The organism is Nocardioides sp. REDSEA-S30_B4 (genome assembly GCF_001627265.1).
Lineage (GTDB): Bacteria > Actinomycetota > Actinomycetes > Propionibacteriales > Nocardioidaceae > Nocardioides.
Genome location: NZ_LUPI01000034.1, coordinates 1 through 26,927, shown reverse-complemented (window position 1 = coordinate 26,927; position 26,927 = coordinate 1). Strand labels below are relative to the sequence as shown.

Below are 26,927 nucleotides of genomic sequence, written 5' to 3'. Positions count from 1 at the left end.
CCGTGGACCGGCCGCGCCGCCGATGCCGCGCGGACCCGGGGCCGGGAGCGGGCCGGCGCGCTGCGCCGCACGGCCGCCCTCCACGACGACGCCGCCGACGCCCTGGACCGGCACGCCCGCGAGGTCGAGCGACGCCAGGAGCTGATCGCCCGCGTGGAGCGGGTGGTGACGGGGCTGGTGGCCGAGGCCGCGGATCGTCTGGTCGACGGGGCGGTGGGCCCGCCGCTGCCGCTCCCCGGCTCGCGGGACTGGCTCGACGTCGACGTGCACGCGGTGGCGGAGTCGCTCGGGCTGGCGGCGTGACCGGCGGCATGACCGGCGGTCCGGGCACGGTCGACGGCGGCCCTGGCGCGATCGTGGAGGTGACCGGCGGGGCGGCGGGGGTCGCCGCCTCCTACGCCGCCCTCCTGGCCCTGGCCGCGGTCTTCGACGAGGCCGCCGGACAGATGCGCGGCTGGGCGGCCGAAGGGGCCCGCACCCTGCTCGACCCGGAGCTGCTGGCGTCGGCGCTGCTGTCGCCGGGGACCTTCGCCGAGGCGGAGGCCGCGGTGCTCGTCGCCACCACCGGCCCCGACGGCGTCGGCGTCGAGTCGCTGGGCTGGGAGGTCGACGCCCGGGCCCTGCGTCTGCTGGTCGGCGTCCTGGAGGCGGCCGACGCAGGCGCTGCCGAGGCCGTGGCCGCGGTGGAGCACCAGGTGGGTCGCACCGTCGGGTGGACGCTCGGCGCCACCGCTCCCGCCGCCCTCCCGGCCGCGGCGCTCGCGGCCGGGAGGATCGCCCTGACGGTGCCCGACCTCCCCGCCCGGGCCGCACCGCTCGTCGAGACGTGGCTCACCGAGCACCCCCAGGAGGTCGAGCACCTCGTCGCCGGCGGCGGCGGGTTCCTCGAGGGAGTGTGGGACGGGCTGACGCCGGGCGCACCGGGAGGGCCGCTCGGGCTGCCCCTCGACCTCGCCGACGCCGGAGCAGCCGCCGGCCTGCTGGCGCGGCTCTACCCCGGGCGCCCCGCCCGCACGACCCTCCTGCCGGGCGTCCGGGTCGAGTCGTCGACCACCGCGCCCCGCTCCGTCGCAGACCTCGTCGACCACGCCCGCCAGCTCAGCGAGCTCAGCGGCCCCGACCACCCGGAGCTGAACGGCACCCTGGAGCTGCAGACGCTCACCGGTCCCGGCGGCGACACCCGTCACGTGCTCCTCCTGCCCGGCACCGACGACATGACCACGCTGCCCTGGACCGAGGACGGCGACGTGCGCGACATGGGCACCAACCTGCGGCTCGTCGGCGGCCTCGACAACGGCTACGCCGACGGGGTCCTCGAGGCCCTCGCACAGGCCGGCGTCGGGGACGACCCGGTCCTCGTCGTCGGGCACAGCCAGGGCGGCATGCTCGCCGCCGACCTGCTGGCCTCCGCGTGCGAGCACGGCGTGCCGATCAGCCACGCGGTGACGCTGGGCTCACCGACCGGGCAGCTCGACGGGTTCCCCGCAGGGAGTCACGTGCTGTCGTTGGAGCACCGGGGTGACGTCGTACCCCTGCTGGACGGGGTGGCCAACCCGGACTCCGTCGAGCAGGTCACCGTCACCTTCGAGAGCCGTGCCGGCGGCGAGGGGGTCGCCGCCCACCACGGCTTCGAGGCGTACGCCGAGGGCGCGGCCCTGGTCGACGCCAGCACCGACCCCTCGGTGCACGCGGCGGTCCGCGAGCTGCACCGCGCGGGCTTCCTCGGCGCACCGGAGGGCACCGAGGTCACCAGCAGGGTCTTCCAGGTGGTGCGGGAGCCTCAGCCGTGACCGGGCTGGTCCTGGGGCAGGTCGGCGACGTAGGAGCGCTGGATGAAGCCGTTGCGCACCCGCTGCGGGTGGTAGCCGACGTCGGTCGTCCGCACGATCTTGGCCTTGCGGTAGGAGATCTTGGAGACCGTGTCGGAGCCCGACCACGAGATGTAGCAGTGCTTGCCGTTCCACGACTGGGTGACCCAGTAGGGCTTGAGGCCGCCCTTGAGCAGCTTCGAGCGCTTCATCCGCGGGTAGGACACGACGGTCGCGTAGTCCGACATCGTCCCGGCGACGCAGATGTGCTTGCCGGTGGGGTCCATCGAGATCCCGTGGTGCGCGGAGTCGAGGAGATAGAGCTCGCGCGGGGTGTCGGGGATGAGGTTCGGCAGTCGCTTGACCTTGGTGATCCTCCCGGTCCTGCGGTCCATCACCACGAAGCCGTGGAAGAAGGAGAGCTGGAAGACGAACGTGTCGTCGTCGGGGGTGTGGGTCAGCGGGCGCACGGCGGTGGAGACGTCCTCGAGGCCGGCCTCGTCCAGCGCCGCACGCAGGTCGTAGCGGCGGATGATCTCGAAGGTGTCGGCGTCGACGAGCTGCAGCACCCGCTCCTGCTTGGTGGCGTCGAGCGCGGGGTCGTCGAGCGGGCTGTAGACCATGCCGATGCTGGCGTGCAGGATCGTCTCGCCGTCGTCGAGGTAGACCGACTCGTGCGGCGAGCCGCCGGACTCGAAGCCGCCGACCTCCTCACCGGTCTCGACGTCCAGGGCGTGCACGACGTTGCCGGTCGACGCCGACACCACGACGGTCTCCCCATCGGGCGAGAGCGCCATGTGGTCCGAGCGCACCCCGTCGACGGCGAAGCGCCACACGATCTCCCCGGTCGCCAGGTCGAGGGCGACCACGTCGGCGAAGGAGGGGCGCGAGACGATCAGCAGACGTCCGTCGTTGGAGGAGTACATGTCGTCCACGAGCTGGTCGTGGCCCTCGCCGATGAGCTGCTGGATGGCGAGGTAGTAGACCAGCCGGTAGGGGTTGAGGCTGATCTCGGCGATCCGTTCGTCGTAGTCCGGGACGATGTCGAGCCGGCCGATCCGCTTGAAGCTGCCGGGGAGCAGGACGTCGGCGGTGCCGTCCCAGTTGTTGCCGACGTACACCACGCGGCGCAGGTCCTTGCCCTTCGTCCTCCCCGGGGCAGCAGCGGGCACCTGGGGAGCGGGAGCAGCGGCGACGACCGGCGCGGGCGCCGCCGAGGCGGACGTCGTCACCGGGGCGGCGGCACCGAGCGCGATGGCAGCGCCCACGCCCGTGGCGAGCGCGGAGCGGACGAGGCGGGACATGGGACCTCCCAAGACGTGAACACGTTTCAGGTATTCAACGACGCCCTGCGACGACCGTCACGCCCCGTCCGGGTGGCAGGACGAGCCCCCACCCGCGGAGCACCCGTCAGAGGACCTGGTGGACGAACTCCGTGAGCTGGGTCAGGTTGCGGCACTCGACCATGGGCATCGCGGCGGCGTAGCGCGAGGCCGCGGAGTCGCCGGTGTCCCAGTGCCGCTGGTGCTCGGGGTTGAGCCACCAGGCGTGCCGGCACTGGTCCACGAGCTCGGACAGCGTGTCGACGGCCAGGTCGGAGTAGTTGGAGCGGGCGTCGCCCAGCACCAACAGGGCGGTGCGCGGGCCGATGGCGTCAGCGTGCTTCTCGGCGAAGGTGGTCAGCGCCCGGCCGTAGTTGGTGCGCCCCCACAGCGCCGCCTGGGCGGTGCTGGCGGCGAGCTCGGTCATCACGTCGACGACGTCGGCGCCGGGCTTGAAGTGGTGAGTGACCTCGTGGACGTGGTCGATGAAGGTGAACGCGCGGACCTTCGTGAACTGGTCGCGCAGCGCGAAGACCAGCAGCAGCGTGAACTGCGCGAAGTTGGCCACCGAGCCGCTCACGTCGCACAGCACGACCAGCTCGCTGCGGTGCGGCCGCTTCGGCCGGTGGTGGGTGGTCAGCGGGACCCCGCCGGTGGAGATCGAGGCACGCACGGTGCGCCGGAAGTCCAGCGGTCCGCGCCGGTGGGCGTGGTGCTGCTGGGTCAGCCGCGTGGCGAGCCGGCGGGCCAGCGGCTGGATCTCGCGCCGCATCTCCTCCAGGTCGCTGCGCCGCATGGACAGGAAGTCGAGCCGGTCGATGGTCGGTCGCAGCGCGGCCTGGGCGACGTGGTCGGGGCCCTTCTCCTCGCCGATGCGTCGCCGCGCGTCGGCCTCGACCTGGCGCGTGAACCCGCCGATGCGGCGACCGGCCAGCCGGTCGGCCTCCTCCTCGGTGCGCCCGTCGGCCATCAGGCCCTGCACGATCTGGTCGACGAGCTCGCCGGGCGCGACGCGCTGCAGGGCGGTGTACGCCGACCACGACGACAGCCCTGGGCCACGCCCCGGCATCGCGCCGAACCGGCCGACCATCTCGACCGCCAGCGCGTCCAGGGCCTCCTGGTCACCGTCCAGCAGCGCCTGCTCAAGCCGCTCGCGGAGCTCCGCGAGCGCCGCCCCGTTGTCGCGGGCGCCCGCCGGCGCCTCCTGGTCCTCGCCGGTGTCGCCGCCCTCGCCCGCCTCGCCCTCGACGCCCTCGGCCGCGGGGTCCAGCCGCCCGCCGGCGCCCTCGCCGATCATCCGCGGGAAGTAGAGGTCGAAGAGCGCGTCGAAGGTCGGTCGCCACTGGTGCCGCTTGACCAGCGTGGCGGCGTACCCCTCCTTCAGCGTCGCGCGGTCGGCCCAGTCCAGGGCCTGCAGCACCGACACGGCGTCGAGGTCCTCGGAGATGGACACGGGCAGGCCGGCGGCCCGCAGCGCCTCAAGGAAGGCGATGTGGCGGTCCAGCAGACCGGAACGGGGGCTCATGACGCTGACGACGGTGGGGCCGCGGCTCAGACGCGGGCCAGGCGCAGCTCCTTGACCGCGCGCTCGGTGTCGGTGACGTGCTTGAGGACGACGCCCAGGGTGGCGGTGACGGCGGCGTCGTCGAGGTCCTTGATCTCCAGGGCCAGCAGGGTGCGCGCCCAGTCGATGGACTCCGCGATGGACGGGGCCTTCTTCAGCTCCAGCTCGCGCAGCCGGCCGACGAGGGTGACCAGCTGGGTGGCCACGCCCTCCTCCAGCTCGGGCACCTGGGAGAGCACGATGTCGCGCTCGCGGTCGGCGTCGGGGTACTCCAGGTGGAGGTAGAGGCAGCGCCGCTTGACCGCCTCGGACAGCTCACGGGTGGCGTTGGAGGTGAGCACGACGTACGGGCGGCGCACCGCCGCGATCGTCCCCATCTCCGGGATGGTGACCTGGAAGTCGCTGAGCACCTCCAGCAGCAGCCCCTCGACCTCGACGTCGGTCTTGTCGACCTCGTCGATCAGCAGCACCGTCGGCTGCTCCCGACGGATCGCGGTCAGCAGCGGGCGGGTCAGCAGGAACTCGTCGGTGAAGATGTCGTCGTGGGTCTCGTCCCAGGTCTGGCCCTGGCTGGCCTGGATGCGGAGCAGCTGCTTCTTGTAGTTCCACTCGTAGAGGGCGCGCGCCTCGTCCAGCCCCTCGTAGCACTGCAGGCGCACCAGCTCGGCTCCCGTGGAGCGGGCGACCGCCTTGGCCAGCTCGGTCTTGCCGACACCCGCCGGCCCCTCCAGCAGCAGCGGCTTCTCCAGCGCGCCGGCGAGGTAGGTCGTGGTCGCCGTCGCGGTGTCCGCGAGGTAGCCGGTGGCGGTGAGCCGCTCGGCGGCGTCGGTCGGTGAGGAGAACCAGGTCACCGAGCCATCCTGGCCCATCGGTGCACCACGAGCGGGGGTGGCTCGGGTCACACCGGTCCTTACCGGCGTGACCAGGCGGCTCGCGGCCTCGTTGTGGTGGCATGCCCGACTCCCCCACCGAGCGCCTCGCGCGGCCCACCCCTCCCTGGGTCGTGCCCCGTGCGCTCGACGTGGTCAAGGGGTTGGTGCTGGGCGCGGTCGTCTCCATCGGACTCGCGTCCCACGTCCAGGCCGAGCCCGCGGCCCCTCCCTCCGCGGCCACGCCTGTCGACGCGCAGCTCGCACGGCTCATGACGGACCACCGCTGCAGCACCACCGGCTTCGCCGACGGCTCCACCCCAGCGGCCTCCCTCATCCGTACGCCGGCCGGCGAGCTGCGCGTCGTCTCCTTCGCCCGCGGCTGGGCCGCCCACGAGGGCGTCTCGCCCGGTGAGCTGGTCGCGGTCTGCCTCGGCTCGCGCGGCGAGCTGCGCTAGGTCCACCGCTCCCCGACCGGCCGGCCGTGGCGGCCCTCGCCGGCCACGAACCGCTGCGCGCCCTCGACGGCCTCGGTGAGCGAGACCAGTCCGTGCCGGTGCTCGACCTCGAGCGCCTCCTCCTCGGTCAGCCCCTCCGACTCCAGCACCGAGAGCCGGTCGTGGACCAGGCACGTCTGCGGCAGCCCGGCGAGCTGCCGGGCCAGGCCCTCCGCCTCGACCCGGGCCTGCCCGACCGGCACGACTCGGTTGACCAGGCCCATCCGCTCGGCCTCCCAGGCGTCGACGGGGCGCCCGGTGAGGATGAGGTCCATCGCGCGGCTGGTCCCGATCAGCTGCGGCAGCCGCACCGTCCCGCCGTCGATCAGCGGCACGCCCCAGCGGCGGCAGAAGACCCCGAGCACCGCGTCGCCGGCGGCCACCCGCAGGTCGCACCAGGTCGCGAGCTCCAGCCCACCGGCCACGGCGTGACCCTCGATCGCGGCGATCACCGGCTTGGACAGGCGCATCCGCGTGGGCCCCATCGGCCCGTCGGCCGGCAGCGGATCGACACGGTTGCCCTCCGACGTACCGATGGCCTTGAGGTCGGCGCCGGCGCAGAACGTGCCACCGTCCCCGTGGAGGACCGCGACCCGCTGCTCGGGGTCGGCGTCGAAGGCGCGGAACGCCTCGGCCAGCGCCGCGGCCGTCGGGCCGTCGACGGCGTTGCGGGCGTGGGGCCGGTCGATGATGACGGTCGTGACCGGGCCGTCGCGCTCGACACGCACCGACGGCCCCAGGGACTCGGAGGACACGCTCGGGAGAGACATGCCTCCGACCCTAGGGCCGCCGGGAGGGTTCAGCGGGGTCGGTCAGGGGGCTGCGTCAGCGGGGGTCGCCCCAGAACTGCCAGTCACCCGAGCCGCTGCGGGCGGTGATCACCCAGCGGTAGGTCCCGTTGGCGACCGAGCGGCTGATCTCCTCCTCCGAGCCGGCGGTGCTGCTGGTCGCGAGGTCGCTCCAGGAGCACCAGAGCAGACCGCAGGAGCGCTGCTGCAGGGTCAGGTCGAAGTCGGCGGCGGCGGGGCCGCGGAGCCAGCCCTCGAGGGAGCCGCTGGCGGTGAAGCCCGCGGAGCCGGCCGGGTAGGCGGTGCCGCCGGCGGCGAGGGTGCCGGAGTACTCCATGCAGCCGGTGCACGGCACCGAGGTCGGGTCGAACGGCGCCACCTGGCCGGTGGTGCTGGCGCTCTGGCCGGCGGTGTCGGTGACGGTCAGGGTCACCGTGCGGGCGCCGCCGTCGGCGTAGGAGTGCGCGGGGCTCACGCCGGAGGCCGAGGACCCGTCACCGAAGGACCAGGAGTACGCCGCGATTCCCTTGTCGTCGCGGGAACCGCTGGCGTCGAAGGAGCAGGTGAGGCCGTCGCAGCTGCTGGTGAACGCGGCGCTGGGGGCGCGGTCGATGCTCGGGTCGTCGACCGCGACGCCGGACCACAGCAGCCTGTTGGGGGACCCGGCGCCGGGGTTGGTGACCTTGGCGGTGCTGGACCCGTCGACCACGACGTCCTGCGCGGCGGTCGCGGACAGCCCCGGATCGATCGAGCGGACCAGGGCCAGGACGCCGGCGACGTGCGGGCTGGCCATCGACGTACCGCTCAGCACGGTCGACCCGGTGGTGCTGCGGTGGTCGGCGGCGGTGATGCTGCTGCCCGGCGCGAACAGGTCGACGCAGGAGCCGTAGTTGGAGAACGACGACCGGGCGTCGGTGCGCTCGGTCGAGCCGGTGGTCAGGACGGCCGGCGCCGCGGCCGGGGACGTCGTGCAAGCGTCCTTGTTGTCGTTGCCCGCAGCGACTGCCACGGCGACGCCGGACTGCACGAGTGCGGTGACGGCGTTGTCGACGTCGGCCGAGCGGCTCACGGTGCCGAGCGAGAGGTTCGCGACAGACTGGGGCTCGGCGTTCTGGGCGACCCAGTCGATGCCGGCGATGATCGCGGCGCCGCTGCCGGAGCCCTGACAGTTGAGCACGCGGACGGCGTGGACGGTCGCCTTCTTGGCGATGCCCCAGGTGCTGCCGGCGGCCGTGCTGGTGACGTGGGTGCCGTGACCGTTGCAGTCGTCCCAGGCGGTCGGGTCGACGCTGCCGAGGCCGAGGAAGCCGCCCGCGATGAAGTTGCGGCCCTCGCCGACGCGGCCGGCGAACTCGGCGTGGTCGGGGTTGAGACCGGTGTCGATGACGTAGACGTGAGCGTCGCGGCCGGCGTCGTCGGCGTAGGAGTAGGTGGAGTCCAGCGGCAGCGAGCGCTGGTCGGTGCGGTCGATGCCCCACGTGGCGTCGGCCTGCTCGCCGGTGGCGACGGCCTCGACGTCCGCGCGGACGGTCTCCACGGCGGGCAGGGCGCGCAGGGCGGGGGCCGCCACGGCCGGGAGCCGGACGGCGAAGCCGTTGAGCACCTCGTCGTAGGTGAACAGCACGGTGCCGCCCAGCGGCTCGGTCAGCTGCCGCGCGAGGCGCGGCACGACGTCGAGCGCCGGGTCGACGGTGACGACGTAGTCACGCAGCTCGGCGAGGCCGGCGACACCACCGAGCAGCGAGGACGCCGGCTCGGCGGCCGGGGTCGCTGCGGTGGCCGGCTGCGCGGCGGCCACGCCACCGGCGGCGAGGCCGAGGCTGGCGACGAGACCTGCGGCGGCGCGACCGGTCGAGCGGACGGTCGAGCGGACGGTCGGACGTACGGGGGGACGACGGGATGACGACATCAGGCTCCCTCCCCAGGGAATCGAGAAATACGGATGCTCTCGGTCCGCGCAACGTCGCCGTGTGACGCGGGTTACGCCCTGGGGCATGTCTTTGCCGGTGGTCTAGACCAGGGGGTCGGTCGTCCGCGCCGTACGACGGTGGCGGTCGGCGAGGTCGCGGTAGTACTCCGCGTTGGAGTCGATCCACAGCTGGGAGCTGGTGCCCTCGACCGGCTTGAGCGGCTTGCAGGGGATGCCCGTGGCGACCATGCCGCCGGGCAGCTCGGTGCCCGGCGTGACCACCGAGCCCGCTCCGACCAGGGTGCCGGGACCCACGACCGAGTCGTCCAGGAGCGTGCTGCCGTTGCCGACGAGCGCCCTCTCCCCGACGTCGCGGCCGTGCACGGTGCACGAGTGCCCGACGGTGGCGTCCGGGCCCACGGTGAGCGTGTGGCCCGGGGCGGCGTGCAGCACGGAGTTGTCCTGGATGTTGGAGCCCTCGCGCACCACGATCGTGCAGATGTCGCCGCGCAGGACCGCGCCGTACCAGACGCTCGCGCCCTTCTCGACGGTCACGTCACCGATCAGGGTGGCGGTCTCGGCGACGAAGGCCTCGGGATGGACGCGGGGGCGCTTGCCCTCGAACTCGACGATGATCACGCGGGCCATCCTCGGGCATCGCGTCACCGGGGAACCGACCGCCCGGCCGCGTCGTCTGAGGAACATGACCGGGACCGTCGTACGTCGTCTGCTCGTCGCCGCCCTCACCGCTTGCCTCCTCGTGGGGCTCCCCGTGGTGGCGGCCGGGCCCGCTGCTGCGCTGTCGTGCGTCGGGCCCTCGGCAGTGCTGCGTGACGCCGAGCAGGTGTTCACCGCACGGTTCGTGTCCGTGGACCTGGTGACCGACGAGGCCGTCGTCGCGGTCGAGGACGTCTGGTGGGGCGGACCGGTGGACGACACCCTCACGCTGGTCCTCGGTCTGCCGGGCTGGTGGGACGGCGCCGTCGCCTCCGGCGACCCCGACCCCGAGCGGCTGTGGGTGATGGCGCCCGTCATGGAGCGGGGCAGGCCGAGCGTCAACCCCTGCACGGCGTGGAGCTCCGAGACTCCCGGGGTCGGGCGGTTCGAGCCCGCCACCGTCACCGCTCCGGTGGCGCTGGGGACAGGGCCCGGCTCCTCGGTCGAGCCCACTGGGTGGTGGCACAGCGTCATCCGACGACTGCTCGGACTGCTCAGCGGGTGAGCTGGGCCCAGCGACGAGGCCGCCGGTGGCGCGGCTGCAGCGGATCCGGCAGCGGATCAGGTCGTGGCTGAGCCCGCGTGCTCAAGCGTGCCGGGCACACGACGGGGCACGCTGCCGTCATGCCCCTCGCCCCACGCACGCCGCTGCTCCTGATGACCCTGCTGACCCTCGCGGCGACGTCCGGCTGCGGCTTCGCCGTCGACACCCCGCTCGGCGTCGAGGACGTGCCGCCCGCCGTCGCGCCGGGCGAGGACGTGACCGGGCGTGTGGTGCACCCGGACGGCGACATCACGGTCACGATCGGCCCCGCAGAGAAGGGGCTGCGTCAGGACGAGCGGGTCGAGGGTGCGGTGCCGTGCGAGTACGACGACGAGCGGCTCACGTGCCTGACCACCGGGTTGGCCGAGGGCGTCCACGCGGTGCAGGTCAGCGACGCCGCCCAGCCCGGTGAGCTCGTGCAGACGGCGTACGTCGCGGTGTCAGCGCGCCCCGGCTACGACCCCGCGGTCACCTCGGCACCGGAGTACCCGACTGACGGCGAGATGTTCGACGCCCGGCTGACCGGGTGGGGCCCCGACCAGGAGCTCCGGGTGCGAGTGCTGCGTCGAGGCAAGGTCCTGCAGCGGGTCCGGGTCACCACCGACGCGGCCGGCACCGCGGCGATCGAGATCGGCAAGGCCGGCCCAGCGGCGTACGAGGTGAGGGTGAGAGACGGGCTCTGGGGCGAGGGCGAGGCGCCTGCCTTCAGCGTGTGGCTGCCGTCCTGAGCCGGGGGCCCGGCACCTCAGCCCGCGTGGACGCCGAGCTCGACGAGCAGGACACCGACGATGATGAGCGCGAGTCCGGCGCCCATGAGCGGGGTCAGCGGCTCGTCGAAGAGCAGGCGGGAGCCCACCGCGGTCAACGCGACACCGGTCGCGGCCCACACGCCGTAGGCGACACCGAGCCCCAGCCCGCCGGCGAGGGCCAGGCCGAGGAGCGAGAACGCGGCGACGTACGCCGTGACGACCAGGAGGTACCAGCCCCGGCGCCCCGTCGCCGCCACCCGGAGGGACAGCGTGCCCCCGACCTCGCAGACGATGGCACCGGCGAGCAGCAGCCACGCCATCAGTCGGCCTCCCTGGCACGCTGGGCACGCTCGGACCCGAGCTCGACGGTGAGGACGCCGCCGACGATCAGCACCAGCCCGAGCACCACGAGCGCGGTGAACGGCTCTCCCAGCACGAGCGCCGACAGCACGGCGGTCAGCGCGACGCCCGACGCACCCCAGATGCCGTAGGCCACCCCCAGCGGCATGCCACGGCGCAGCACCATCGCCAGCAGCGTGAAGGACGCTGCGTAACCGACGACCACGAGCACGTAGAGCCAGCGGTGGTCCAGGGCGAGCTTCAGGGACAGCGAGCCGGACACCTCGCAGAGCACCGCACCGGCGAGGAGCAGCCAGGTCCGCACCCCGACAGCGTCGCAGACGGCGAGAGCCCCGGGACCAGGAGGTCTCCGGGGCTCTCGCGACGCTGGCGGTGGCGGTGGGATTTGAACCCACGGTGGGTTTGACCCCACACATCATTTCGAGTGATGCACCTTCGGCCGCTCGGACACGCCACCGCAGGTGAACATACCGGAGCGACCTGATCGGGACGAAATCGTCTTCCGGCACCCTTGCGTTCGAACTGGTGTTCGACTAGCGTGTCGTCATGACCTCGGCCACCACGCTCAGCGACCTGCAGCAGCAGGTGCTGGCGCGCACGACTGCGGTCGAGCAGGCCGCTCCGGGTGAGCGTTCCGGGGAAGCCGTCGACCTGATCGACGAGCTCGAGTCACTGAAGAACACCGTGGCCGCGGCGCAGGCCCGGCTCGCCGTCGCCCTGAAGACCGCGCGCGTCGAGGAGCGGGCCCATCTGCCTGCCGCGCTCCGCGAGCGGGGCATCGGGGCCGAGGTCGCCCTCGCGCGTCGGGAGTCGCCGCACCGGGGCGGCATCCACCTCGGGCTCGCCGTTGTCCTGTGCCGGGAGCTGCCGCACACGCTGGCCGCGATGCAGGCCGGCTGGTGCAGCGAGTGGCGGGCGCTCCAGATCGCGCAGGGCACGGCCTGCCTGAGCCTCGCCGACCGGCGCGCGATCGACGCCGCCCTGATGGCCGACCGATCGACGACCGAGGGGTGGGGCGAGCGACGGTTCCGCGCCGAGGTCGATCGTCGGGCTTACGCCGCCGACCCGGCCGCCGCCGTCGCGCGGCACCGCAAGGCCGTCAACGAACGCCACACCAGCCTGCGACCCGCCGCCGACGGCATGGTCCGCCTCTCGGCGCTGCTGCCGCTGTCCGAGGGCGTCTCGGTGCACGCGACGCTGAGCCGAGCCGCCGACTCCGCCCGCGCGGCGGGCGACGAGCGCACCCGCGGCCAGGTCATGGCCGACACCCTCGTGACGCGAGCACTGTCCGAGACCACCGCCGAAGGCACGCCCGTCGTCCCGGTCGTGGTGCAGGTGACCGTCAGCGACGGCGTCCTGCTCAACCTTCCGGGTGCGCAGGGCGACCAGGCCGGCTGGGTCGGCGCCCCCGGCGTCGGACCGGTGCCGCTGTGCGCGGACGACGTGCGCGACCTCGTCGCACGCGCGCACGCCGAGGGCCTCGCGTCGCTGCGACGCCTCTACGTCGACCCCGCGGGGCAGCTGGTGGCGATGGACAGCCAGGCACGCACCTTCCCCGCCGGGCTGGCGGCCTTCCTCGAGGCCCGCGACCGGACCTGCCGCACCCCCTGGTGCGACGCGCCCGTCCGGCACCGCGACCACGTCGTCCCCCACGCCGACGGCGGAGCCACCAGCGCCGTCAACGGACAGGGGCTCTGCGAGGGCTGCAACCACGTCAAGGAGTCCGCGGCCTGGTCGGCAGTCGTCACCGCCGCCCTGGCTCGCCAGCACGAGGTCGAGACGACCACCGCGAGCGGTCGTCGCTACCGCTCGCGAGCCCCCGGCCTGCCGCCACCCACGTCGCCGGCGACCTGGCCGGTCCACCGGATGCGCTGGTCGGACTTCGTGCTCGCCACCTGATGCAACGTCGTTGCAACGTCGGTGGCGCGACCCTGCAAGACGTCTTGCGAGAGACGCCGGTCACACCGTTCCCTGGCGAGGTGCCCCTCCACGATGTCTACTGATCTCATGAGCCGACGGACCGCCCGCGGCGCGATGCGCGCCGAGGTCGCCGAGTCCTGGCAGCGCTCTGCCGCCGCCGGTGTCACCTCCGACGCCCCCGAGGCGCCGGTGACGATCCAGGAGTCCGACCTGCACAGCCTGCGCGAGGCGCATCCGCTGGCCCGGGTCTTCCCGCTGCTCGACGACGTGCTCGGGCAGGCCGTGCGCGACTGCGACGCCGTCATGGCCATCGGCGACGCCGCCGGCCAGCTGCTGTGGGTGTGCGGCGCCCCCAGCACGCTGCGCAAGGCCGAGTCGATCGGCTTCGTCGAGGGCAGCAACTGGGACGAGCGGATCGCCGGCACCAACGCCCCCGGGCTCGCGCTGGCCACCGGCCGCGCCGCCACCATCACCCGCGCCGAGCACTTCCGCGCCAGCGTGCAGCCCTGGTCGTGCGCCGCCACCCCCATCCACGACCCCGCGACCAGCGAGCTGCTCGGCGTCCTCGACGTCACCGGTGGCGACCAGGTGGTGGTGCCCCAGACCCTGGCGATGGTGCGCGCCGCAGCCCGGATGGCCGAGGCCGAGCTCGCCCGCGACCAGCTCTCCACCCGCCAGGCAGCACCGCGCACCAGCGGCATCGGGCTGATGCTGGAGTCGCTGGGGCGCAGCGAGGCCCTGCTCACCGTCGACGACGGCCGTGGACGCCTCTCGACCCTGCGGCTCAGCCCCCGGCACTCCGAGCTCGCCATGCTGCTCGCCTCCGCCCCGGCAGGCCTCACCGGCGACGAGCTGGCGGTCCTGCTCTACGAGGACGACGGCGGCTCATCCACCCTGCGCGCCGAGCTCAACCGGTTGCGCGGGCTGCTCGGGGAGGAGCTGCTGGCCTCCCGGCCCTACCGGCTCACCGCCTCGGTCTCCGGCGACTGGATCGCCACCGAGGCCCTGCTCGCGGCCGGCGACCTGCGCGGCGCTATGCGGTCCTACCGGGGCCCGGTCCTGCCTCGGTCGACGGCACCCGGCGTCGTACGACTGCGGGAGGGGCTGGAGTCCTCGCTGCGCCACGCCCTGCTCCGCAGCCGCGAGGCCGACCTGATGTCGGCCTGGACCCGCTCGGCGTGGGGCCGCGACGACTACGACATGTGGGTGGCCCAGCAGGCCGTCGTGCCGACGACCTCGCCGATGCGCGCGCTCGTCGACGGACAGGTCACCCGCCTCGACCGCGAGCTGCGCTGAGCACTCACCGTCCGACGGCTACGTCCACCTGGCGCTCGACCTCCGGCGGGCACGCGACCGCTGGGCCGTGCAGGCGGTAGTCCTCGTGGGACTGCCCGCGGGCGGCCTCCCCGAAGCGGCCACCTGATCCACCCGGACGGCTCCACCACAGGACCTCGCTGCTGCTGACCTCGACGCCGTCGGTGCCACCGGTCCCGCTCGGCCACTGCAGGCTCAGCAGCGACGGCACCCCGGGCGGGACCTCGGTGAGCCCGATGACCCGTCGCGCCGCCGTGAACGTCAGGTGGGTCAGGGATCGCGTCGCGTCGACGTGCCCGGCACAGAGCCAGGCGACCCCGTCCGGGTGCCCGACCTCCGACCCCCTGGTCGACCCCGCACCGTCGTGCTCCCCGGCGAAGTGAACCGTGACCACGTCCTCGCCGCTCGCGCCGCAGAGGTCGCACTCGGGTGGCCGCACCGCCCCATGCTGGCACGTCCACGTGGTTGCGGACCCGCAGCAACGTGCCCGCAACGTCGCGGTTCCTAGCGTCTGTGAGCGCCGTCACGTCGACGGCCCACTGCCACTGACGCCACCGACGCAAGGAGCGACCATGACCGTCTACGCACCGCCCGGAGCCCCCGACTCCCTCGTCTCCGTCCAGAGCCGCTACGGCCACTGGATCGGTGGGGAGTGGGTCGACCCGATCCGCGGCAACTACTTCGAGAACATCTCGCCGGTCAACGGCAAGCCGTTCACCGAGATCGCCCGCGGCACCGAGGAGGACATCGAGGCCGCCCTCGACGCCGCACACGCCGCCGCCGAGTCGTGGGGTCGTACGTCGACGACCGAGCGCTCCAACGTCCTGCTCAAGATCGCGGACCGGATGGAGGAGAACCTCACCGTGCTGGCCGTCGCCGAGACCTGGGAGAACGGCAAGCCCGTCCGCGAGACCCTCGCCGCCGACCTACCGCTGGCCGTGGACCACTTCCGCTACTTCGCCGGCGTGCTGCGGGCCCAGGAGGGCTCCATCGGCGAGATCGACGAGAACACCGTCGCCTACCACTTCCACGAGCCGCTGGGCGTCGTCGGCCAGATCATCCCGTGGAACTTCCCGATCCTGATGGCGGTCTGGAAGCTCGCCCCCGCCCTGGCCGCCGGCAACTGCGTGGTGCTCAAGCCCGCCGAGCAGACCCCCTGGTCGATCCTCAAGCTCATCGAGCTCGTCGGCGACCTGCTCCCGGCCGGCGTCGTCAACATCGTCAACGGCTTCGGCGTGGAGGCCGGCAAGCCGCTGGCCTCGAGCTCGCGGGTCGCGAAGGTCGCCTTCACCGGCGAGACCACGACGGGCCGGCTGATCATGCAGTACGCCAGCCAGAACATCATCCCGGTGACCCTCGAGCTCGGCGGCAAGAGCCCGAACATCTTCTTCGACTCCGTCGCCGCCGAGCACGACGCGTTCTACGACAAGGCGCTCGAGGGCTTCGCGATGTTCGCCCTCAACCAGGGCGAGGTCTGCACCTGCCCGTCGCGGGCGCTGGTGCAGCGCTCGATGTACGCCGACTTCGTGGGCGACGCCGTCACCCGCGTGGAGAAGATCATCCAGGGCAACCCGCTCGACGACGCCACGATGATCGGCGCCCAGGCCTCCTCCGACCAGCTCGAGAAGATCCTGTCCTACATCGACATCGGCAAGGCCGAGGGCGCCAAGGTCCTCACCGGCGGCGAGCGCACCGTGCTCGAGGGCGACCTCGCCGAGGGCTACTACGTGCAGCCCACCATCTTCGAGGGCAGCAACTCGATGCGGATCTTCCAGGAGGAGATCTTCGGCCCGGTCGTCTCGCTCACGTCCTTCGACGACGAGGCCGACGCCCTCAAGATCGCCAACGACACCCTCTACGGCCTCGGCGCCGGGGTCTGGTCCCGCGACGGCGCCCAGGCGTTCCGCGCGGGCAAGGAGATCAAGGCCGGCCGCGTGTGGACCAACTGCTACCACGCCTACCCCGCCCACGCGGCGTTCGGCGGCTACAAGCAGTCCGGCATCGGCCGCGAGAACCACAAGATGATGCTCGACCACTACCAGCAGACCAAGAACCTGCTCGTGTCCTACTCCCCGGACGCGCTCGGCTTCTTCTGATGGTCGATGTCACCGACGAGGCGGCGGAGCTGCTCCGCCGCCTCACGGCCGACCACGGACCGGTGATGTTCCACCAGTCCGGCGGCTGCTGCGACGGGTCGGCGCCGATGTGCTACCCCGACGGGGACTTCATGCTCGGCGACGCCGACGTGCACCTCGGGGACCTCGACGTCGGCCTGGAGCGGGCCGTGCCCGTGTGGATGTCCAAGGCGCAGCACGAGTACTGGAAGCACACGGTGCTGACGATCGACGTGGTGAAGGGCCGCGGCGCCGGGTTCAGCCTCGAGGCGCCGTACGGCGTCAGGTTCCTGACCCGCTCCCGGCTGGCGGACTAGCGCCGCCCGTCGAAGAAGTCCGCGAGCAGCGCGGCCGACTCCTCGGCCAGCACCCCGGAGACGACCTCGGGGCGGTGGTTGAGGCGTCGGTCGCGCACCACGTCCCACAGGCTGCCGACCGCGCCGGCCTTGTCGTCGAAGGCCCCGAAGACGACCCGCTCCACGCGCGAGAGCACCGCGGCACCTGCGCACATCGTGCACGGCTCGAGGGTGACCACCAGGGTGCAGCCCTCCAGGCGCCACTCGCCCCGGGCGCGCGCGGCCCCACGCAGCGCCACGACCTCGGCGTGCCCCGTCGGGTCGGCCTCGGCCTCGCGGACGTTGCGACCGGTACCGACCACCTCACCACCCGGGTCGAGCACGACCGCACCGATGGGGACGTCACCGGTGGCCAGCGCGGCGCGCGCCTGCTCCAGGGCGGCCCGCATCGGGTCCACCCAGCGATCGCCGATCACGCGGAGGTCAGGCCCACGACGTCGTCGAAGAGCTCGCCGAAGCCCATCAGGCGCGCCAGGTCGGAGAGCGCCTCGTCGGGGTAGAGGTCGACGTCGTCGATCAGCTCCTCCATGACCTCCTCGGCGACGCCGAGGTCGACCAGCAGCCCGAGGTCGCCGGCGGGCTCGTCCTCGTCACGCTCGTCGAGGTCGTCGGGGTCGGTCTCGTCGAGCAGGTCGAGCACCGACTCGGCGAGGTCCCAGTCCTCGGCGGCGCTGGCGTCCGAGAGCAGCACCCGGGTGCGGGGGCCCTGCACGCGGACGATGACGAAGAAGTCCTCGTCGATGCTCACCAGGGCGATCGCTCCGGTGTCGCCACCGAGGTGGCGCAGCGCCTCCGCGAGGGTCTCGACGTCCTCGCAGTGCTCCAGGGTCAGCTCGTCCACGACCCACTCGCCGGCACGGCGATAGGCGGCCACGGCCAGGTCGACGTCGTCGAGCTGGGCGTCGATCGTGTCCTGCATGCGGGAACCCCCTGGGCGGGCGCGGGCACCGGGCCCACGAGGTGGCGTGTGACCAGGGTGGCAGACCCGTGATCCGGGGCCAACCCCTTTCGCCCGCGGGCGCGATCGTCCCTAGGCTGGACCCCATGCGCACCCAGGTCGTGGACCACCCGCTCGTCACCCACAAGCTCACCACGCTACGGGACGAGACCACCGACTCCCCGACCTTCCGTGCCCTCACCGAGGAGCTCGTGGCCCTGCTGGCCTACGAGGCCACCCGCGACGTCCGGGTCGCCCCGGTCCAGGTGCAGACCCCGGTCGCGGTCGCCGACGGCGTACGCCTCGCCGCGCCGAAGCCGCTCGTCGTGCCGATCCTGCGTGCCGGGCTCGGCATGCTCGACGGCTTCATGCGGCTGCTCCCCACCGCCGAGGTGGGCTTCCTGGGCATGGTGCGCAACGAGGACACCCTCGAGGCCTCGACGTACGCCGAGCGCCTGCCCGAGGACCTCTCCGGCCGCCAGTGCTACGTGCTCGACCCGATGCTCGCCACCGGCGGCACCCTCGCCGCAGCGATCCGCTTCCTCACCGACCGCGGCGCCGACCACATCACCGCGATCTGCCTGCTCGCCGCCCCCGAGGGCTGCGAACGCCTCGCCGCCGACCTCGAGGGCCTCGACGTCCCCGTCACCGTCGTCACCGCCGCGATGGACGAGAAGCTCAACGAGAAGGGCTACATCGTCCCCGGTCTCGGCGACGCCGGGGACCGGTTGTACGGCGTGGCGGGCTGAGCGCGACGCGCGAGGTTCATCGGACGTCCGACAGACCTTGACGTGGGCCGATGGAACTCCATCGTCCAACGGCAAGGTTCATCGGCCGGCCGATGAACCGCCCGGCCCCTACAGCGCCTTCGCCGCCGACAGCAGCTTGGTGAGCGACTCCTTGGCGTCCCCGAACAGCAGCGTGGTCCTGGGGTCGAAGAGCAGCTCGTTCTCGATGCCGGCGAAGCCCGGGCGCATCGAGCGCTTCAGGAAGACCACCTGCTGCGCCTGGTCGACGTCGAGGATCGGCATCCCGTAGATCGGGGCGGAGGGCGTGGTGCGGGCCGCGGGGTTGACCACGTCGTTGGCGCCGACGACGAGCACGACGTCGGTGTGCTTGAACTCGCCGTTGATCTCGTCCATCTCGACCAGCTGCTCGTAGGGCACCTGCGCCTCGGCCAGCAGCACGTTCATGTGGCCGGGCATCCGGCCGGCGACCGGGTGGATGGCGTAGTCGACGCGGGTGCCGCGCGCCTGCAGCAGCTCGACGAGCTCGCGCAGCGTGTGCTGGGCCTGGGCCACGGCCAGGCCGTAGCCCGGCACGATGATCACGCGGTCGGCGTACCCCAGCAGGATCGCGACGTCCTCGGGGCCGGCCGAGCGCACCGGGCGGTCGGAGGCCTCCCCGGCGCCGAGCGTCGAGTTGCCCTTGAGGGCACCGAAGAGGATGTTGGGCACCGAGCGCCCCATCGCTCTGGCCATGAGCAGGGTGAGGAAGGTGCCGGAGGCGCCGACCAGGGTGCCGGCGACCAGCAGCACGACGTTGCCGAGGACGTAGCCGCCGGCCGCGACGGTCAGCCCGGTGAAGGCGTTGAGCAGCGAGATGACGATCGGCACGTCGGCCCCGCCGACCGGCAGCACGAGCAGGACGCCGACCAGCAGACCCATGACGCCGAGGGCGACGCCGGCCCACAACAGCGTGGCGTCGACGACGAGCCACCCCAGCACCAGCGAGCCGACCAGGGCGGCGGCGAACGCCACCGGCAGCCCGGCGAAGACCACCGGCCGTGAGGTCATCAGGTCCTGCAGCTTGGCGAAGGTGATCACCGAGCCGGCGAAGGACACCGAGCCCACCAGGACCGTGAAGGCCGTCGCCACCAGCACGAACGTCCCCACCGCGGAGGCGGGGAGGTGGCCGAGCTCCTCGAGCTCCAGCAGCGCGACCAGCGCCGCGGCCCCGCCGCCGACGCCGTTGAAGAGGGCGACCATCTGCGGCATCTGGGTCATCTGCACCCGACGCGCGCCCAGCACGCCGCCCAGGGAGCCCAGCGCGATCGCCCCGATGATCAGCGGCAGGTGGTCGAGGTCGAGGTAGACGAAGGGCAGCACGACCGCCACCGCGGCGGCGCCGGCTCCGATCAGGTTGCCGGTGCGGGCGGTCCGTGGCCCCGACAGCCCCTTGAGCGCCAGGATGAAGCCGACCGCGCAGAGCAGGTAGACCAGCTGCGCCCAGGTGGGGACGGCGCTCATCGCTGCGCCTCCTTCGGGGCTGCGGGCTTCTTGCGCGTGAACATCTGCAGCATCCGGTCGGTGACGACGAAGCCACCCACCAGGTTGACCGCGGCGAGCACGATCGCGACCAGTCCCACCACCAGCGTCGGGGTGGACTCGGTCTGCCCGGTCACCAGCACGGCTCCGAGCAGGATGATCCCGTGGATGGCGTTGGCGCCGGACATCAGCGGCGTGTGCAGCGTCGAGGAGACCTTCGAGATCACCTCGACGCCCACGAAGACGCTGAGCACGAAGATGGTCAGCCAGACCATGCCGTCGGTCATGCGAGGCCTCCTTCGGGATCCGGGGCGTCGAGCAGCCGCGCGGTGGGCTCGTGGCGCACCACCCCGTCGTGGGTGACGCAGGCGCCGGCGATGATCTCGTCGTCCCAGTCCAGCGACAGGGAGCCGGCGTCACCGCTGAGCAGCGCCACGAGGTTGAGCACGTTCTGGGCGTAGAGCCGGGACGCGGGCTCGGGCATCTGGGCCGGCACGTTGCGCCCGCCCCACACCTGCGCCCGACCGACCCGCACGACCTCGCCGGGCACCGAGCCCTCGACGTTGCCGCCGGAGTCAGCGGCCAGGTCGACGACGACGGAGCCGGCGCTCATCGCCTCCACCATCCCCCGTGTCACCAGCATCGGGGCCGTGCGTCCCGGCACGGCAGCGGTCGTGATCAGGCCGTCCGCCGCAGCGACGTACGGCGCCAGCAGCTCGCGCTGGAGCGCGGCCCGCTCCTCGGTCATCTCGCGTGCGTACCCTCCCGCGCCGTCGAGCGTCGGCAGGTCCAGCTCGATCGCCTGGGCGCCCATCGAGCGGATCTCCTCGGCCGCGGCGGCACGCACGTCGTAGGCCTTCACCACGGCCCCGAGGCGGCGTGCGGTGGCGATCGCCTGCAGCCCGGCCACCCCGGCGCCGAGCACGACCACCTCGGCGGGCGGCACGGTGCCGGCGGCGGTCATGTTGAGCGGCAGGAACCGGCGCAGCAGCCCCGCGCAGACCACGGCGCAGCGGTAGCCGCTGACCAGCGACTGGGAGGACAGCGCGTCCATCGACTGCGCGCGGGAGATGCGCGGCACCAGCTCCATCGCCAGCGCGGTCACGCCCAGGTCGCGGTAGTCGCGCACCAGGTCGAGCTCGGCCGCCGTGGGCAGGAAGGAGACCGTCACGGTGCCCGAGGCCAGCCGCCGGGCCAGGTCGCGCGGCAGCGGCTGGACCGAGCAGACCAGCTCGGCGTCGGAGTAGGGGTCGTCGGTGAGCACGGCACCGGCGGCGGCGTACGCCTCGTCGGTGTGGAGCGCCCCTGCGCCGGCCCCCGGCTCGACGAGGACCTCGTGCCCCAGCGCGCTCAGCTTCGCGACCAGCTCGGGCACCATCGCCACCCGGGTCTCTCCCTCGCGCGTCTCGCGCGCGACCGCCACTCTCATAGGGACCTCCTGCCAGCAACCTAGGGGCTGGACCCCGGTCGGGTCCGTAGGCTGGCGGGGTGTCACCGAGCCACGACCGCTTCCCGAGCACCTTCGGCGATCCCGGCACCGCGCCCGACGAGGGGCTGCGCCGCTTCCTGCTCGAGCACAAGTTCGGCATGGAGGAGGTGCTGACGAAGCTGCAGATCCTGCAGGACGAGTACACCCACCTCCACGAGCACAACCCGATCGAGCACGTCTCCTCGCGCGTGAAGTCGCTGGAGAGCCTGGCCGACAAGATGGAGCGCAAGGGCATCGCCGTGGGTGGCGCCCCGACGTACGACGAGGTCCGCGCCCGGGTCACCGACATCGCCGGCGTGCGCGTGACGTGCTCGTTCGTCTCCGACGTCTACCGCGTCTTCGACGTGCTCTCCCGCCAGCCGGACCTGCGCGTGGTCGAGGTGCGCGACTACGTCCGCGAGCCCAAGCCCAACGGCTACCGCAGCCTGCACGCGCTGCTCGAGGTGCCGGTCTTCCTCTCCGAGGGCACCGTCCCGGTGGTGGTCGAGACGCAGTTCCGCACCGTCGCCATGGACTTCTGGGCGAGCCTGGAGCACAAGATCTTCTACAAGTACCGCCGCGACGTCCCGCCGGAGCTGCTGGAGGGCCTGCGCGAGGCGGCCGAGACCGCGGCCCGGCTCGACGCCACGATGGAGGGGCTGCACCAGGAGGTGCGCGGGCTCGACGACCTGCCCGACGAGCTGGTCGCGGGGCTGCGCCGGGCGGTCACCCCGGAGCCAGCGCTGCGCGAGTCGCTGCACCGGCTGGCCCGCACCGCCGGCGTCGAGCAGGCGTGAACCGGGCTCGTCAGCCGATCGTGGTGCCGAGCGCGGAGCCGACGAGGAACGTCACGACCATCGCGAAGACACCGCCGCCGACGTTGCGCAGCACCGCACGTCCGGGAGGGCCGTAGCCCAGCCGGGCGCTGGTCCACCCCGTCAACGCCAGCGCCACGGCGACCGAGACCATCGTGATCGGGACCCGGAGGTCGGCCACGACCAGCAGGATCGTGAGCAGCGGGAGCAGTGCCCCGACGGTGAAGGCGACCATCGACGCCCAGGCCGCCTGCCAGGCGCTGGTCAGCTCGTCGGGGTCGATGCCGAGCTCGGCCTCGGCGTGCGCTCCGAGCGCGTCGTGGGCGGTGAGCTCGACGGCGACCTGCTGGGCCAGCTCGGGCGAGAGGCCCTTGTCGACGTAGATCTGGGCGAGCTCGGCAAGCTCCTCCTCCGGCTCCTCCTCGAGCTCGCGGCGCTCCTTGGCCAGCAGCGCCTGCTCGGAGTCGCGCTGGGTGCTGACCGAGACGTACTCGCCCGCGGCCATGCTCAGCGCGCCGGCCACCAGGGCGGCGACACCGGCGACCATGATCGCGGTCCGGTCGGTGGTCGCGCCGGCCACGCCGACGACCACGCCGGAGGTGGACACGATGCCGTCGTTGGCGCCGAGGACGCCGGCACGCAGCCAGTTCAGCCGCGAGCGCAGGCCCTCGCCGTGCGGCTCGTCGTCGTGCAGCGCCGGCTCGACGTCGGCGGGGTCCACGTCGGGCGGGTCGATCAGCTCGGAGGTCACGGTGTCCAGTGAACTGCGAGCCGACCGACCCGGCAACGAAGGTGAGGCTGGGCTCAGGCCCTGCCGGGTGCCCCGGCTCAGAGGCCCAGATCGCGGCCGATGAGCTCCTTCATGATCTCGTTGCTACCCGCCCATATCTTCGAGACGCGGGCGTCGCGCCAGGCGCGGGCGACGCGGTACTCGTTCATGAAGCCGTAGCCGCCGTGCAGCTGGACGCAGTGGTCGAGCACGTCGTTCTGGACCTGGCTGCTCCACCACTTGGCCTTGGCGGCGTCGACCGGGGTGAGCTCGCCCTTGTCGTGGGCGATGACGCACCGGTCGATGTAGGCCTCGGCGACCTCGATGGAGGTGACGAGCTCGGCCAGGAGGAACTTGTTGTGCTGGAAGGTGCCGATCGGGGCACCGAAGGCCTTGCGGTCCTTGGTGTACTGGATCGTCTCGAGCAGGATCTGCTTGGCGTGCGCGACGTTGCTGATCGAGCAACCCAGGCGCTCCTGCGGGAGCTTCTGCATCATCGCGATGAAGCCGCCGCCGAGCTCACCGATGATGTGGTCCTCGCCCAGGCGGACGTCCTCGAAGAACAGCTCGGCGGTGTCGGACTCGTCCTGGCCGACCTTGTCGAGCTTGCGGCCGCGGGAGAAGCCGGGGGCGTCGGCGGGGATCGCGAAGAGCGTGATGCCGCGCGCGCCCTTCTCGGGGTCGGTGCGGACCGCGGTGACGACCAGGTCGGCGGAGTAGCCGTTGGTGATGAAGGTCTTCGAGCCGTTGATCACCCAGTCGTCGCCGTCCTTGACCGCGGTGGTCTTCAAGGCGGCGAGGTCGGAGCCGCCGGAGGGCTCGGTCATGCCGATGGCGAGCAGGATCTCGCCGGCGGCGACGCCGGGCAGCCAGCGCTGCTTCTGCTCCTCGGTGCCCATCGCCACGACGTACGGCGCGGTGATGTCGGCGTGGATGCCCCAGCAGGAGCCGAGGGCGGCGTTGACCTTGGAGAGCTCCTCGGCCATCACGGCGTTGAAGCGGTAGTCGTCGGCGCCGGCGCCGCCGTACTCCTCAGGGATCTCCAGACCCAGGAACCCCTGCTTGCCGGCCTCGAGCCAGAACTCGCGGGGGATGGCCTTGTCGACGGCGTGCTGCTCGACGTTCGGGATGACCGAGCGCTCCAGGAACTCCCGCACGCTGGAGCGGAACGCCTCGTGGTCCTCGTCGTAGATCTCGCGCTTCATGACGCCGATGCTACCGAGTGGTAACCACCTGCGGCAGGGGTCGCCCCGGTGGTTCCCGCCACGACGGGTGAGGCGCGGGTGCCCACCGGCTTGTTAGAACGTTCCAAGCACCACCCATCGCGATGGAGGGAGACCGATGGAGGTCTGGCCCGGGAACGCCTACCCGCTCGGGGCGACGTACGACGGGGGCGGCACCAACTTCGCCCTGTTCAGCGAGGTCGCCGAGAGGGTCGAGCTGTGCCTGTTCGACGACGACCCGGACGGCAAGGACGGCGCACTGACCGAGACGCGCGTGGAGCTGACCGAGGTCGACGCGCACGTGTGGCACTGCTACCTGCCCTCCGCGCAGCCGGGGCAGCGCTACGGCTACCGCGTGCACGGCCCGTGGGCGCCCGAGCACGGGCAGCGCTGCAACCCCTCGAAGCTGCTGCTCGACCCCTACGCCAAGGCGACGTGGCGCGAGATCGACTGGGACCCCTCCCTGTTCGCCTACACCTTCGGCGACGAGGAGTCCCGCAATGACGACGACTCTGCGGCCCACATGACCCTGGGCGTGGTCGTCAACCCGTTCTACGACTGGGAGGGCGACCGCGCCCCCCGCACGCCCTACACCGACACGGTCGTCTACGAGGCGCACGTCAAGGGGCTCACGATGCTCCACCCCGACGTGCCCGAGGAGCTGCGCGGCACCTACGCCGGTCTCGCGCACCCGGCCGTGGTCGAGCACCTGCGCAAGCTCGGCGTCACCGCCATCGAGCTGATGCCGGTCCACCAGTTCGTGCAGGACGACTCCCTGCTCGACAAGGGGCTGCGCAACTACTGGGGCTACAACACCCTGGGCTTCTTCGCCCCGCACGCGGAGTACAGCGCCGGCGCCCGCGACCTCGAGGACCCCTCGGCCCGCGGGCTGCAGGTCCAGGAGTTCAAGTCGATGGTCAAGGCGATGCACCTCGCCGGCATCGAGGTCATCCTCGACGTGGTCTACAACCACACCGCGGAGGGCAACCACCTCGGGCCGACGCTGTCGTTCAAGGGCATCGACAACGCCGCGTACTACCGCCTCGTCGAGGACGACGAGCGCTACTACATGGACTACACCGGCACCGGGAACACGCTCAACGTCCGGCACCCGCACTCGCTGCAGCTGATCATGGACTCGCTGCGCTACTGGGTCACCGAGATGCACGTCGACGGGTTCCGCTTCGACCTCGCCGCCGCGCTGGCACGCGAGTTCTACGACGTCGACCGGCTCGCCACGTTCTTCGAGCTCGTCCAGCAGGACCCCGTGGTCTCGCAGGTCAAGTTGATCGCCGAGCCCTGGGACGTCGGCCCCGGCGGATACCAGGTCGGCGGCTTCCCGCCGCAGTGGACGGAGTGGAACGGCAAATATCGCGACTCCGTGCGCGACTTCTGGCGCGGCGAGCCCACGCTCGGCGAGCTGGCCTCGCGACTGGCCGGCTCCTCCGACCTCTACGAGCAGTCGGGCCGACTGCCCTTCGCCAGCATCAACTTCGTCACCGCCCACGACGGCTTCACCCTGCGTGACCTGGTCTCCTACGACGAGAAGCACAACGACGCCAACGGCGAGGACGGCAACGACGGCGAGAGCCACAACCGCTCGTGGAACCACGGCGTCGAGGGGCCCACCGACGATGCAGAGGTGCTGCGGATGCGGGCCCGCACCCAGCGCAACATGATCGCGACGCTGCTGCTCTCCCAGGGCGTGCCGATGCTGCTGCACGGCGACGAGGGCGGCCGCACCCAGGGCGGCAACAACAACACCTACTGCCAGGACAACGAGATCTCCTGGATGCACTGGGACGACCTCGACCGGCCGTTGGTGGAGTTCACCGCCGCGGTGTCGCGGTTGCGTGCCGAGCACCCGACGTTCCGCCGCAAGCGGTTCTTCACCGGCTCCACGGTGCGCACCGGCCCCGAGGGCGCCGAGCGACTCAACGACATCGTCTGGCTGCACCCCGACGGCCGCCCGATGGAGGAGGCCGACTGGGACGGCGACGGCCGGGTCCTGGGGATGTACCTCAACGGCCACGGCATCCAGGGCATGGACGAGCGCGGTGGGCCGATCGTCGACGACCACTTCTGCCTGTTCTTCAACGCCGGCGCCGACGACGTGCCGCTCGTGCTGCCGCCCGAGGAGTACGCCGGGCGCTGGGCCGCGGTCATCGACACCGCCGGTGGCACCGATCCCGAGACCGCACTGCTGGCCGGCACCGAGCTGAAGCTGCCGGGCCGGTCGGTCCTGGTGCTGCAGGAGTGGGCCGAGCCGGACCCCGAGGTGGACTGGTCGGTGGACGCGTCGCTGCGCGAGCAGGCCAGCCGGGGCACCTCGTGAGCGCCAGGACCCGGGCCGTGCCGGCCCGGGTGCCCACGTCGACGTACCGCCTGCAGGTCAGCGCCGAGCAGGACCTGCACGACGTCGCCGCGCTGCTCCCCCACCTGCACGACCTCGGCGCCGACTGGGTCTACCTCTCCCCGCTGCTGGCCGCGGAACCCGGCTCGAGCCACGGCTACGACGTCGTCGCCCACGACCACCTCGACCCCGAGCGCGGCGGCGAGGAGGGGCTGGCGGCGGTCGCGGAGACGGCCCGGCGCCTCGGCCTCGGCGTGCTCGTCG

At 72.6% G+C, this 26,927-nt stretch carries 29 protein-coding genes and 1 tRNA gene; 13 read left to right on the top strand and 17 right to left on the bottom strand.

Features of this window, described 5'->3' with window-relative positions; genetic code table 11:
* Positions 1-303, top strand: a 303-nt coding sequence (locus A6R01_RS08905; protein ID WP_292605090.1) for a hypothetical protein, incomplete at its 5' end; no start/stop codon positions are given.
* Positions 300-1,790 (top strand): hypothetical protein, encoded by a 1,491-nt coding sequence (locus tag A6R01_RS08900; protein WP_292605089.1) that lies wholly within the window; start codon positions 300-302, stop codon positions 1,788-1,790. The genes A6R01_RS08905 and A6R01_RS08900, both read left to right, overlap by 4 nt.
* On the opposite strand, the gene A6R01_RS08895 is transcribed toward A6R01_RS08900, so the two are convergent.
* The 3 genes from A6R01_RS08895 to A6R01_RS08885 form a co-directional block, all read right to left on the bottom strand.
* Positions 1,781-3,112, bottom strand: coding sequence for a PQQ-binding-like beta-propeller repeat protein (locus A6R01_RS08895; protein ID WP_292605088.1), 1,332 nt, complete (start codon positions 3,110-3,112; stop codon positions 1,781-1,783). The genes A6R01_RS08900 and A6R01_RS08895 overlap by 10 nt on opposite strands.
* 106 nt (positions 3,113-3,218) lie before the next feature.
* Complete coding sequence (locus A6R01_RS08890; RefSeq protein WP_292605087.1) at positions 3,219-4,655, bottom strand: VWA domain-containing protein; 1,437 nt, start codon at positions 4,653-4,655, stop codon at positions 3,219-3,221.
* Positions 4,656-4,681: 26 nt separating this feature from the next.
* Positions 4,682-5,563, bottom strand: coding sequence for a MoxR family ATPase (locus A6R01_RS08885; RefSeq protein WP_292605086.1), 882 nt, complete (start codon positions 5,561-5,563; stop codon positions 4,682-4,684).
* A gap of 83 nt (positions 5,564-5,646) precedes the next feature.
* Here A6R01_RS08885 and A6R01_RS08880 point away from each other — a divergent pair, with 83 nt between their 5' ends.
* Positions 5,647-6,021: a hypothetical protein gene (locus A6R01_RS08880; RefSeq protein ID WP_292605085.1), complete on the top strand. Its 375-nt coding sequence runs from the start codon at positions 5,647-5,649 to the stop codon at positions 6,019-6,021.
* Here A6R01_RS08880 and A6R01_RS08875 read toward each other — a convergent pair.
* The 3 genes from A6R01_RS08875 to A6R01_RS08865 all read right to left on the bottom strand — a co-directional run bounded on the left by A6R01_RS08875 (position 6,018) and on the right by A6R01_RS08865 (position 9,396).
* Positions 6,018-6,830, bottom strand: coding sequence for a crotonase/enoyl-CoA hydratase family protein (locus A6R01_RS08875; RefSeq protein ID WP_292605084.1), 813 nt, complete (start codon positions 6,828-6,830; stop codon positions 6,018-6,020). The two genes, A6R01_RS08880 and A6R01_RS08875, sit on opposite strands and share 4 nt — an antisense overlap.
* 55 nt (positions 6,831-6,885) lie before the next feature.
* A complete protein-coding gene (locus A6R01_RS08870) occupies positions 6,886-8,757 on the bottom strand; it encodes a S8 family serine peptidase (RefSeq protein WP_292605083.1) in 1,872 nt (623 codons plus the stop codon).
* Positions 8,758-8,859: 102 nt separating this feature from the next.
* Positions 8,860-9,396: a gamma carbonic anhydrase family protein gene (locus A6R01_RS08865; protein WP_292605082.1), complete on the bottom strand. Its 537-nt coding sequence runs from the start codon at positions 9,394-9,396 to the stop codon at positions 8,860-8,862.
* A 64-nt stretch (positions 9,397-9,460) separates the two neighbouring features.
* On the opposite strand from A6R01_RS08865, the gene A6R01_RS08860 reads away from it, so the two are divergent.
* Positions 9,461-9,979 carry a hypothetical protein gene (locus A6R01_RS08860; protein WP_292605081.1) on the top strand — a complete coding sequence of 173 codons (519 nt, stop codon included), beginning with the start codon at positions 9,461-9,463 and terminating at the stop codon, positions 9,977-9,979.
* 119 nt (positions 9,980-10,098) lie between these two features.
* Positions 10,099-10,746 (top strand): hypothetical protein, encoded by a 648-nt coding sequence (locus A6R01_RS08855; protein WP_292605080.1) that lies wholly within the window; start codon positions 10,099-10,101, stop codon positions 10,744-10,746.
* Between the two features lie 17 nt (positions 10,747-10,763).
* Here the strand turns inward: A6R01_RS08855 and A6R01_RS08850 are convergent, their stop codons facing one another.
* The 3 genes from A6R01_RS08850 to A6R01_RS08840 form a co-directional block, all read right to left on the bottom strand.
* On the bottom strand, positions 10,764-11,087 hold the full coding sequence (locus A6R01_RS08850) for an SMR family transporter (RefSeq protein ID WP_292605079.1): 324 nt from the start codon (positions 11,085-11,087) through the stop codon (positions 10,764-10,766).
* A complete protein-coding gene (locus tag A6R01_RS08845) occupies positions 11,087-11,431 on the bottom strand; it encodes an SMR family transporter (protein ID WP_292605078.1) in 345 nt (114 codons plus the stop codon). The genes A6R01_RS08850 and A6R01_RS08845 overlap by 1 nt, the downstream gene beginning before the upstream one ends.
* A 63-nt stretch (positions 11,432-11,494) precedes the next feature.
* Positions 11,495-11,584: transfer RNA gene (locus A6R01_RS08840), tRNA-Ser, on the bottom strand.
* Between the two features lie 89 nt (positions 11,585-11,673).
* On the opposite strand from A6R01_RS08840, the gene A6R01_RS08835 reads away from it, so the two are divergent.
* Together A6R01_RS08835 and A6R01_RS08830 are read left to right on the top strand one after the other, a co-directional pair.
* Positions 11,674-13,026, top strand: a complete 1,353-nt coding sequence (locus A6R01_RS08835; RefSeq protein ID WP_292605077.1) for an HNH endonuclease signature motif containing protein — start codon at positions 11,674-11,676, stop codon at positions 13,024-13,026.
* Positions 13,027-13,134: 108 nt separating this feature from the next.
* Entirely contained in the window at positions 13,135-14,343 is a 1,209-nt protein-coding gene (locus A6R01_RS08830) for a GAF domain-containing protein (protein WP_292605076.1), read from the top strand.
* A gap of 4 nt (positions 14,344-14,347) precedes the next feature.
* Here the strand turns inward: A6R01_RS08830 and A6R01_RS08825 are convergent, their stop codons facing one another.
* Positions 14,348-14,800: a hypothetical protein gene (locus A6R01_RS08825; protein ID WP_292605075.1), complete on the bottom strand. Its 453-nt coding sequence runs from the start codon at positions 14,798-14,800 to the stop codon at positions 14,348-14,350.
* A 133-nt stretch (positions 14,801-14,933) separates the two neighbouring features.
* Between A6R01_RS08825 and A6R01_RS08820 the strand changes: the two genes are divergently transcribed.
* The gene (locus A6R01_RS08820) at positions 14,934-16,457 is read left to right on the top strand and encodes an aldehyde dehydrogenase family protein (protein ID WP_292605074.1); all 1,524 of its coding nucleotides are present in this window, start codon (positions 14,934-14,936) and stop codon (positions 16,455-16,457) included.
* The gene (locus tag A6R01_RS08815; protein ID WP_292605073.1) at positions 16,457-16,792 is read left to right on the top strand and encodes a DUF779 domain-containing protein; all 336 of its coding nucleotides are present in this window, start codon (positions 16,457-16,459) and stop codon (positions 16,790-16,792) included. The genes A6R01_RS08820 and A6R01_RS08815 overlap by 1 nt, the downstream gene beginning before the upstream one ends.
* Here A6R01_RS08815 and A6R01_RS08810 read toward each other — a convergent pair.
* Together A6R01_RS08810 and A6R01_RS08805 are read right to left on the bottom strand one after the other, a co-directional pair.
* Complete coding sequence (locus A6R01_RS08810) at positions 16,789-17,220, bottom strand: nucleoside deaminase (RefSeq protein ID WP_292605091.1); 432 nt, start codon at positions 17,218-17,220, stop codon at positions 16,789-16,791. The genes A6R01_RS08815 and A6R01_RS08810 overlap by 4 nt on opposite strands.
* Before the next feature lie 23 nt (positions 17,221-17,243).
* On the bottom strand, positions 17,244-17,750 hold the full coding sequence (locus A6R01_RS08805) for a tRNA adenosine deaminase-associated protein (protein ID WP_292605072.1): 507 nt from the start codon (positions 17,748-17,750) through the stop codon (positions 17,244-17,246).
* Between the two features lie 125 nt (positions 17,751-17,875).
* Here A6R01_RS08805 and upp point away from each other — a divergent pair, with 125 nt between their 5' ends.
* Entirely contained in the window at positions 17,876-18,517 is a 642-nt protein-coding gene (upp, locus tag A6R01_RS08800; protein WP_292605071.1) for a uracil phosphoribosyltransferase, read from the top strand.
* Between the two features lie 108 nt (positions 18,518-18,625).
* Here the strand turns inward: upp and A6R01_RS08795 are convergent, their stop codons facing one another.
* Genes A6R01_RS08795 through A6R01_RS08785 form a run of 3 tightly spaced genes read right to left on the bottom strand, consistent with a single transcriptional unit; the run spans position 18,626 to position 21,464 of the window.
* Positions 18,626-20,017 carry an NAD(P)(+) transhydrogenase (Re/Si-specific) subunit beta gene (locus A6R01_RS08795; RefSeq protein WP_292605070.1) on the bottom strand — a complete coding sequence of 464 codons (1,392 nt, stop codon included), beginning with the start codon at positions 20,015-20,017 and terminating at the stop codon, positions 18,626-18,628.
* Entirely contained in the window at positions 20,014-20,322 is a 309-nt protein-coding gene (locus A6R01_RS08790; RefSeq protein WP_292605069.1) for an NAD(P) transhydrogenase subunit alpha, read from the bottom strand. Before A6R01_RS08790 ends, A6R01_RS08795 begins: the two co-directional genes overlap by 4 nt.
* Entirely contained in the window at positions 20,319-21,464 is a 1,146-nt protein-coding gene (locus tag A6R01_RS08785) for an NAD(P) transhydrogenase subunit alpha (protein WP_292605068.1), read from the bottom strand. The genes A6R01_RS08790 and A6R01_RS08785 overlap by 4 nt, the downstream gene beginning before the upstream one ends.
* 59 nt (positions 21,465-21,523) lie before the next feature.
* Here A6R01_RS08785 and A6R01_RS08780 point away from each other — a divergent pair, with 59 nt between their 5' ends.
* Complete coding sequence (locus A6R01_RS08780; protein WP_292605067.1) at positions 21,524-22,300, top strand: GTP pyrophosphokinase family protein; 777 nt, start codon at positions 21,524-21,526, stop codon at positions 22,298-22,300.
* 10 nt (positions 22,301-22,310) lie between these two features.
* Here A6R01_RS08780 and A6R01_RS08775 read toward each other — a convergent pair whose 3' ends face one another.
* Both A6R01_RS08775 and A6R01_RS08770 read right to left on the bottom strand, forming a co-directional pair.
* Positions 22,311-23,069, bottom strand: coding sequence for a VIT family protein (locus A6R01_RS08775; protein WP_292605066.1), 759 nt, complete (start codon positions 23,067-23,069; stop codon positions 22,311-22,313).
* Between the two features lie 77 nt (positions 23,070-23,146).
* Positions 23,147-24,292 carry an acyl-CoA dehydrogenase family protein gene (locus tag A6R01_RS08770; protein WP_292605065.1) on the bottom strand — a complete coding sequence of 382 codons (1,146 nt, stop codon included), beginning with the start codon at positions 24,290-24,292 and terminating at the stop codon, positions 23,147-23,149.
* A gap of 136 nt (positions 24,293-24,428) precedes the next feature.
* Between A6R01_RS08770 and glgX the strand changes: the two genes are divergently transcribed.
* Positions 24,429-26,645, top strand: a complete 2,217-nt coding sequence (glgX, locus tag A6R01_RS08765; protein ID WP_292605064.1) for a glycogen debranching protein GlgX — start codon at positions 24,429-24,431, stop codon at positions 26,643-26,645.
* On the top strand, positions 26,642-26,927 hold a 286-nt coding region (locus tag A6R01_RS08760), incomplete at its 3' end, for an alpha-amylase family glycosyl hydrolase (RefSeq protein ID WP_292605063.1). The genes glgX and A6R01_RS08760, both read left to right, overlap by 4 nt.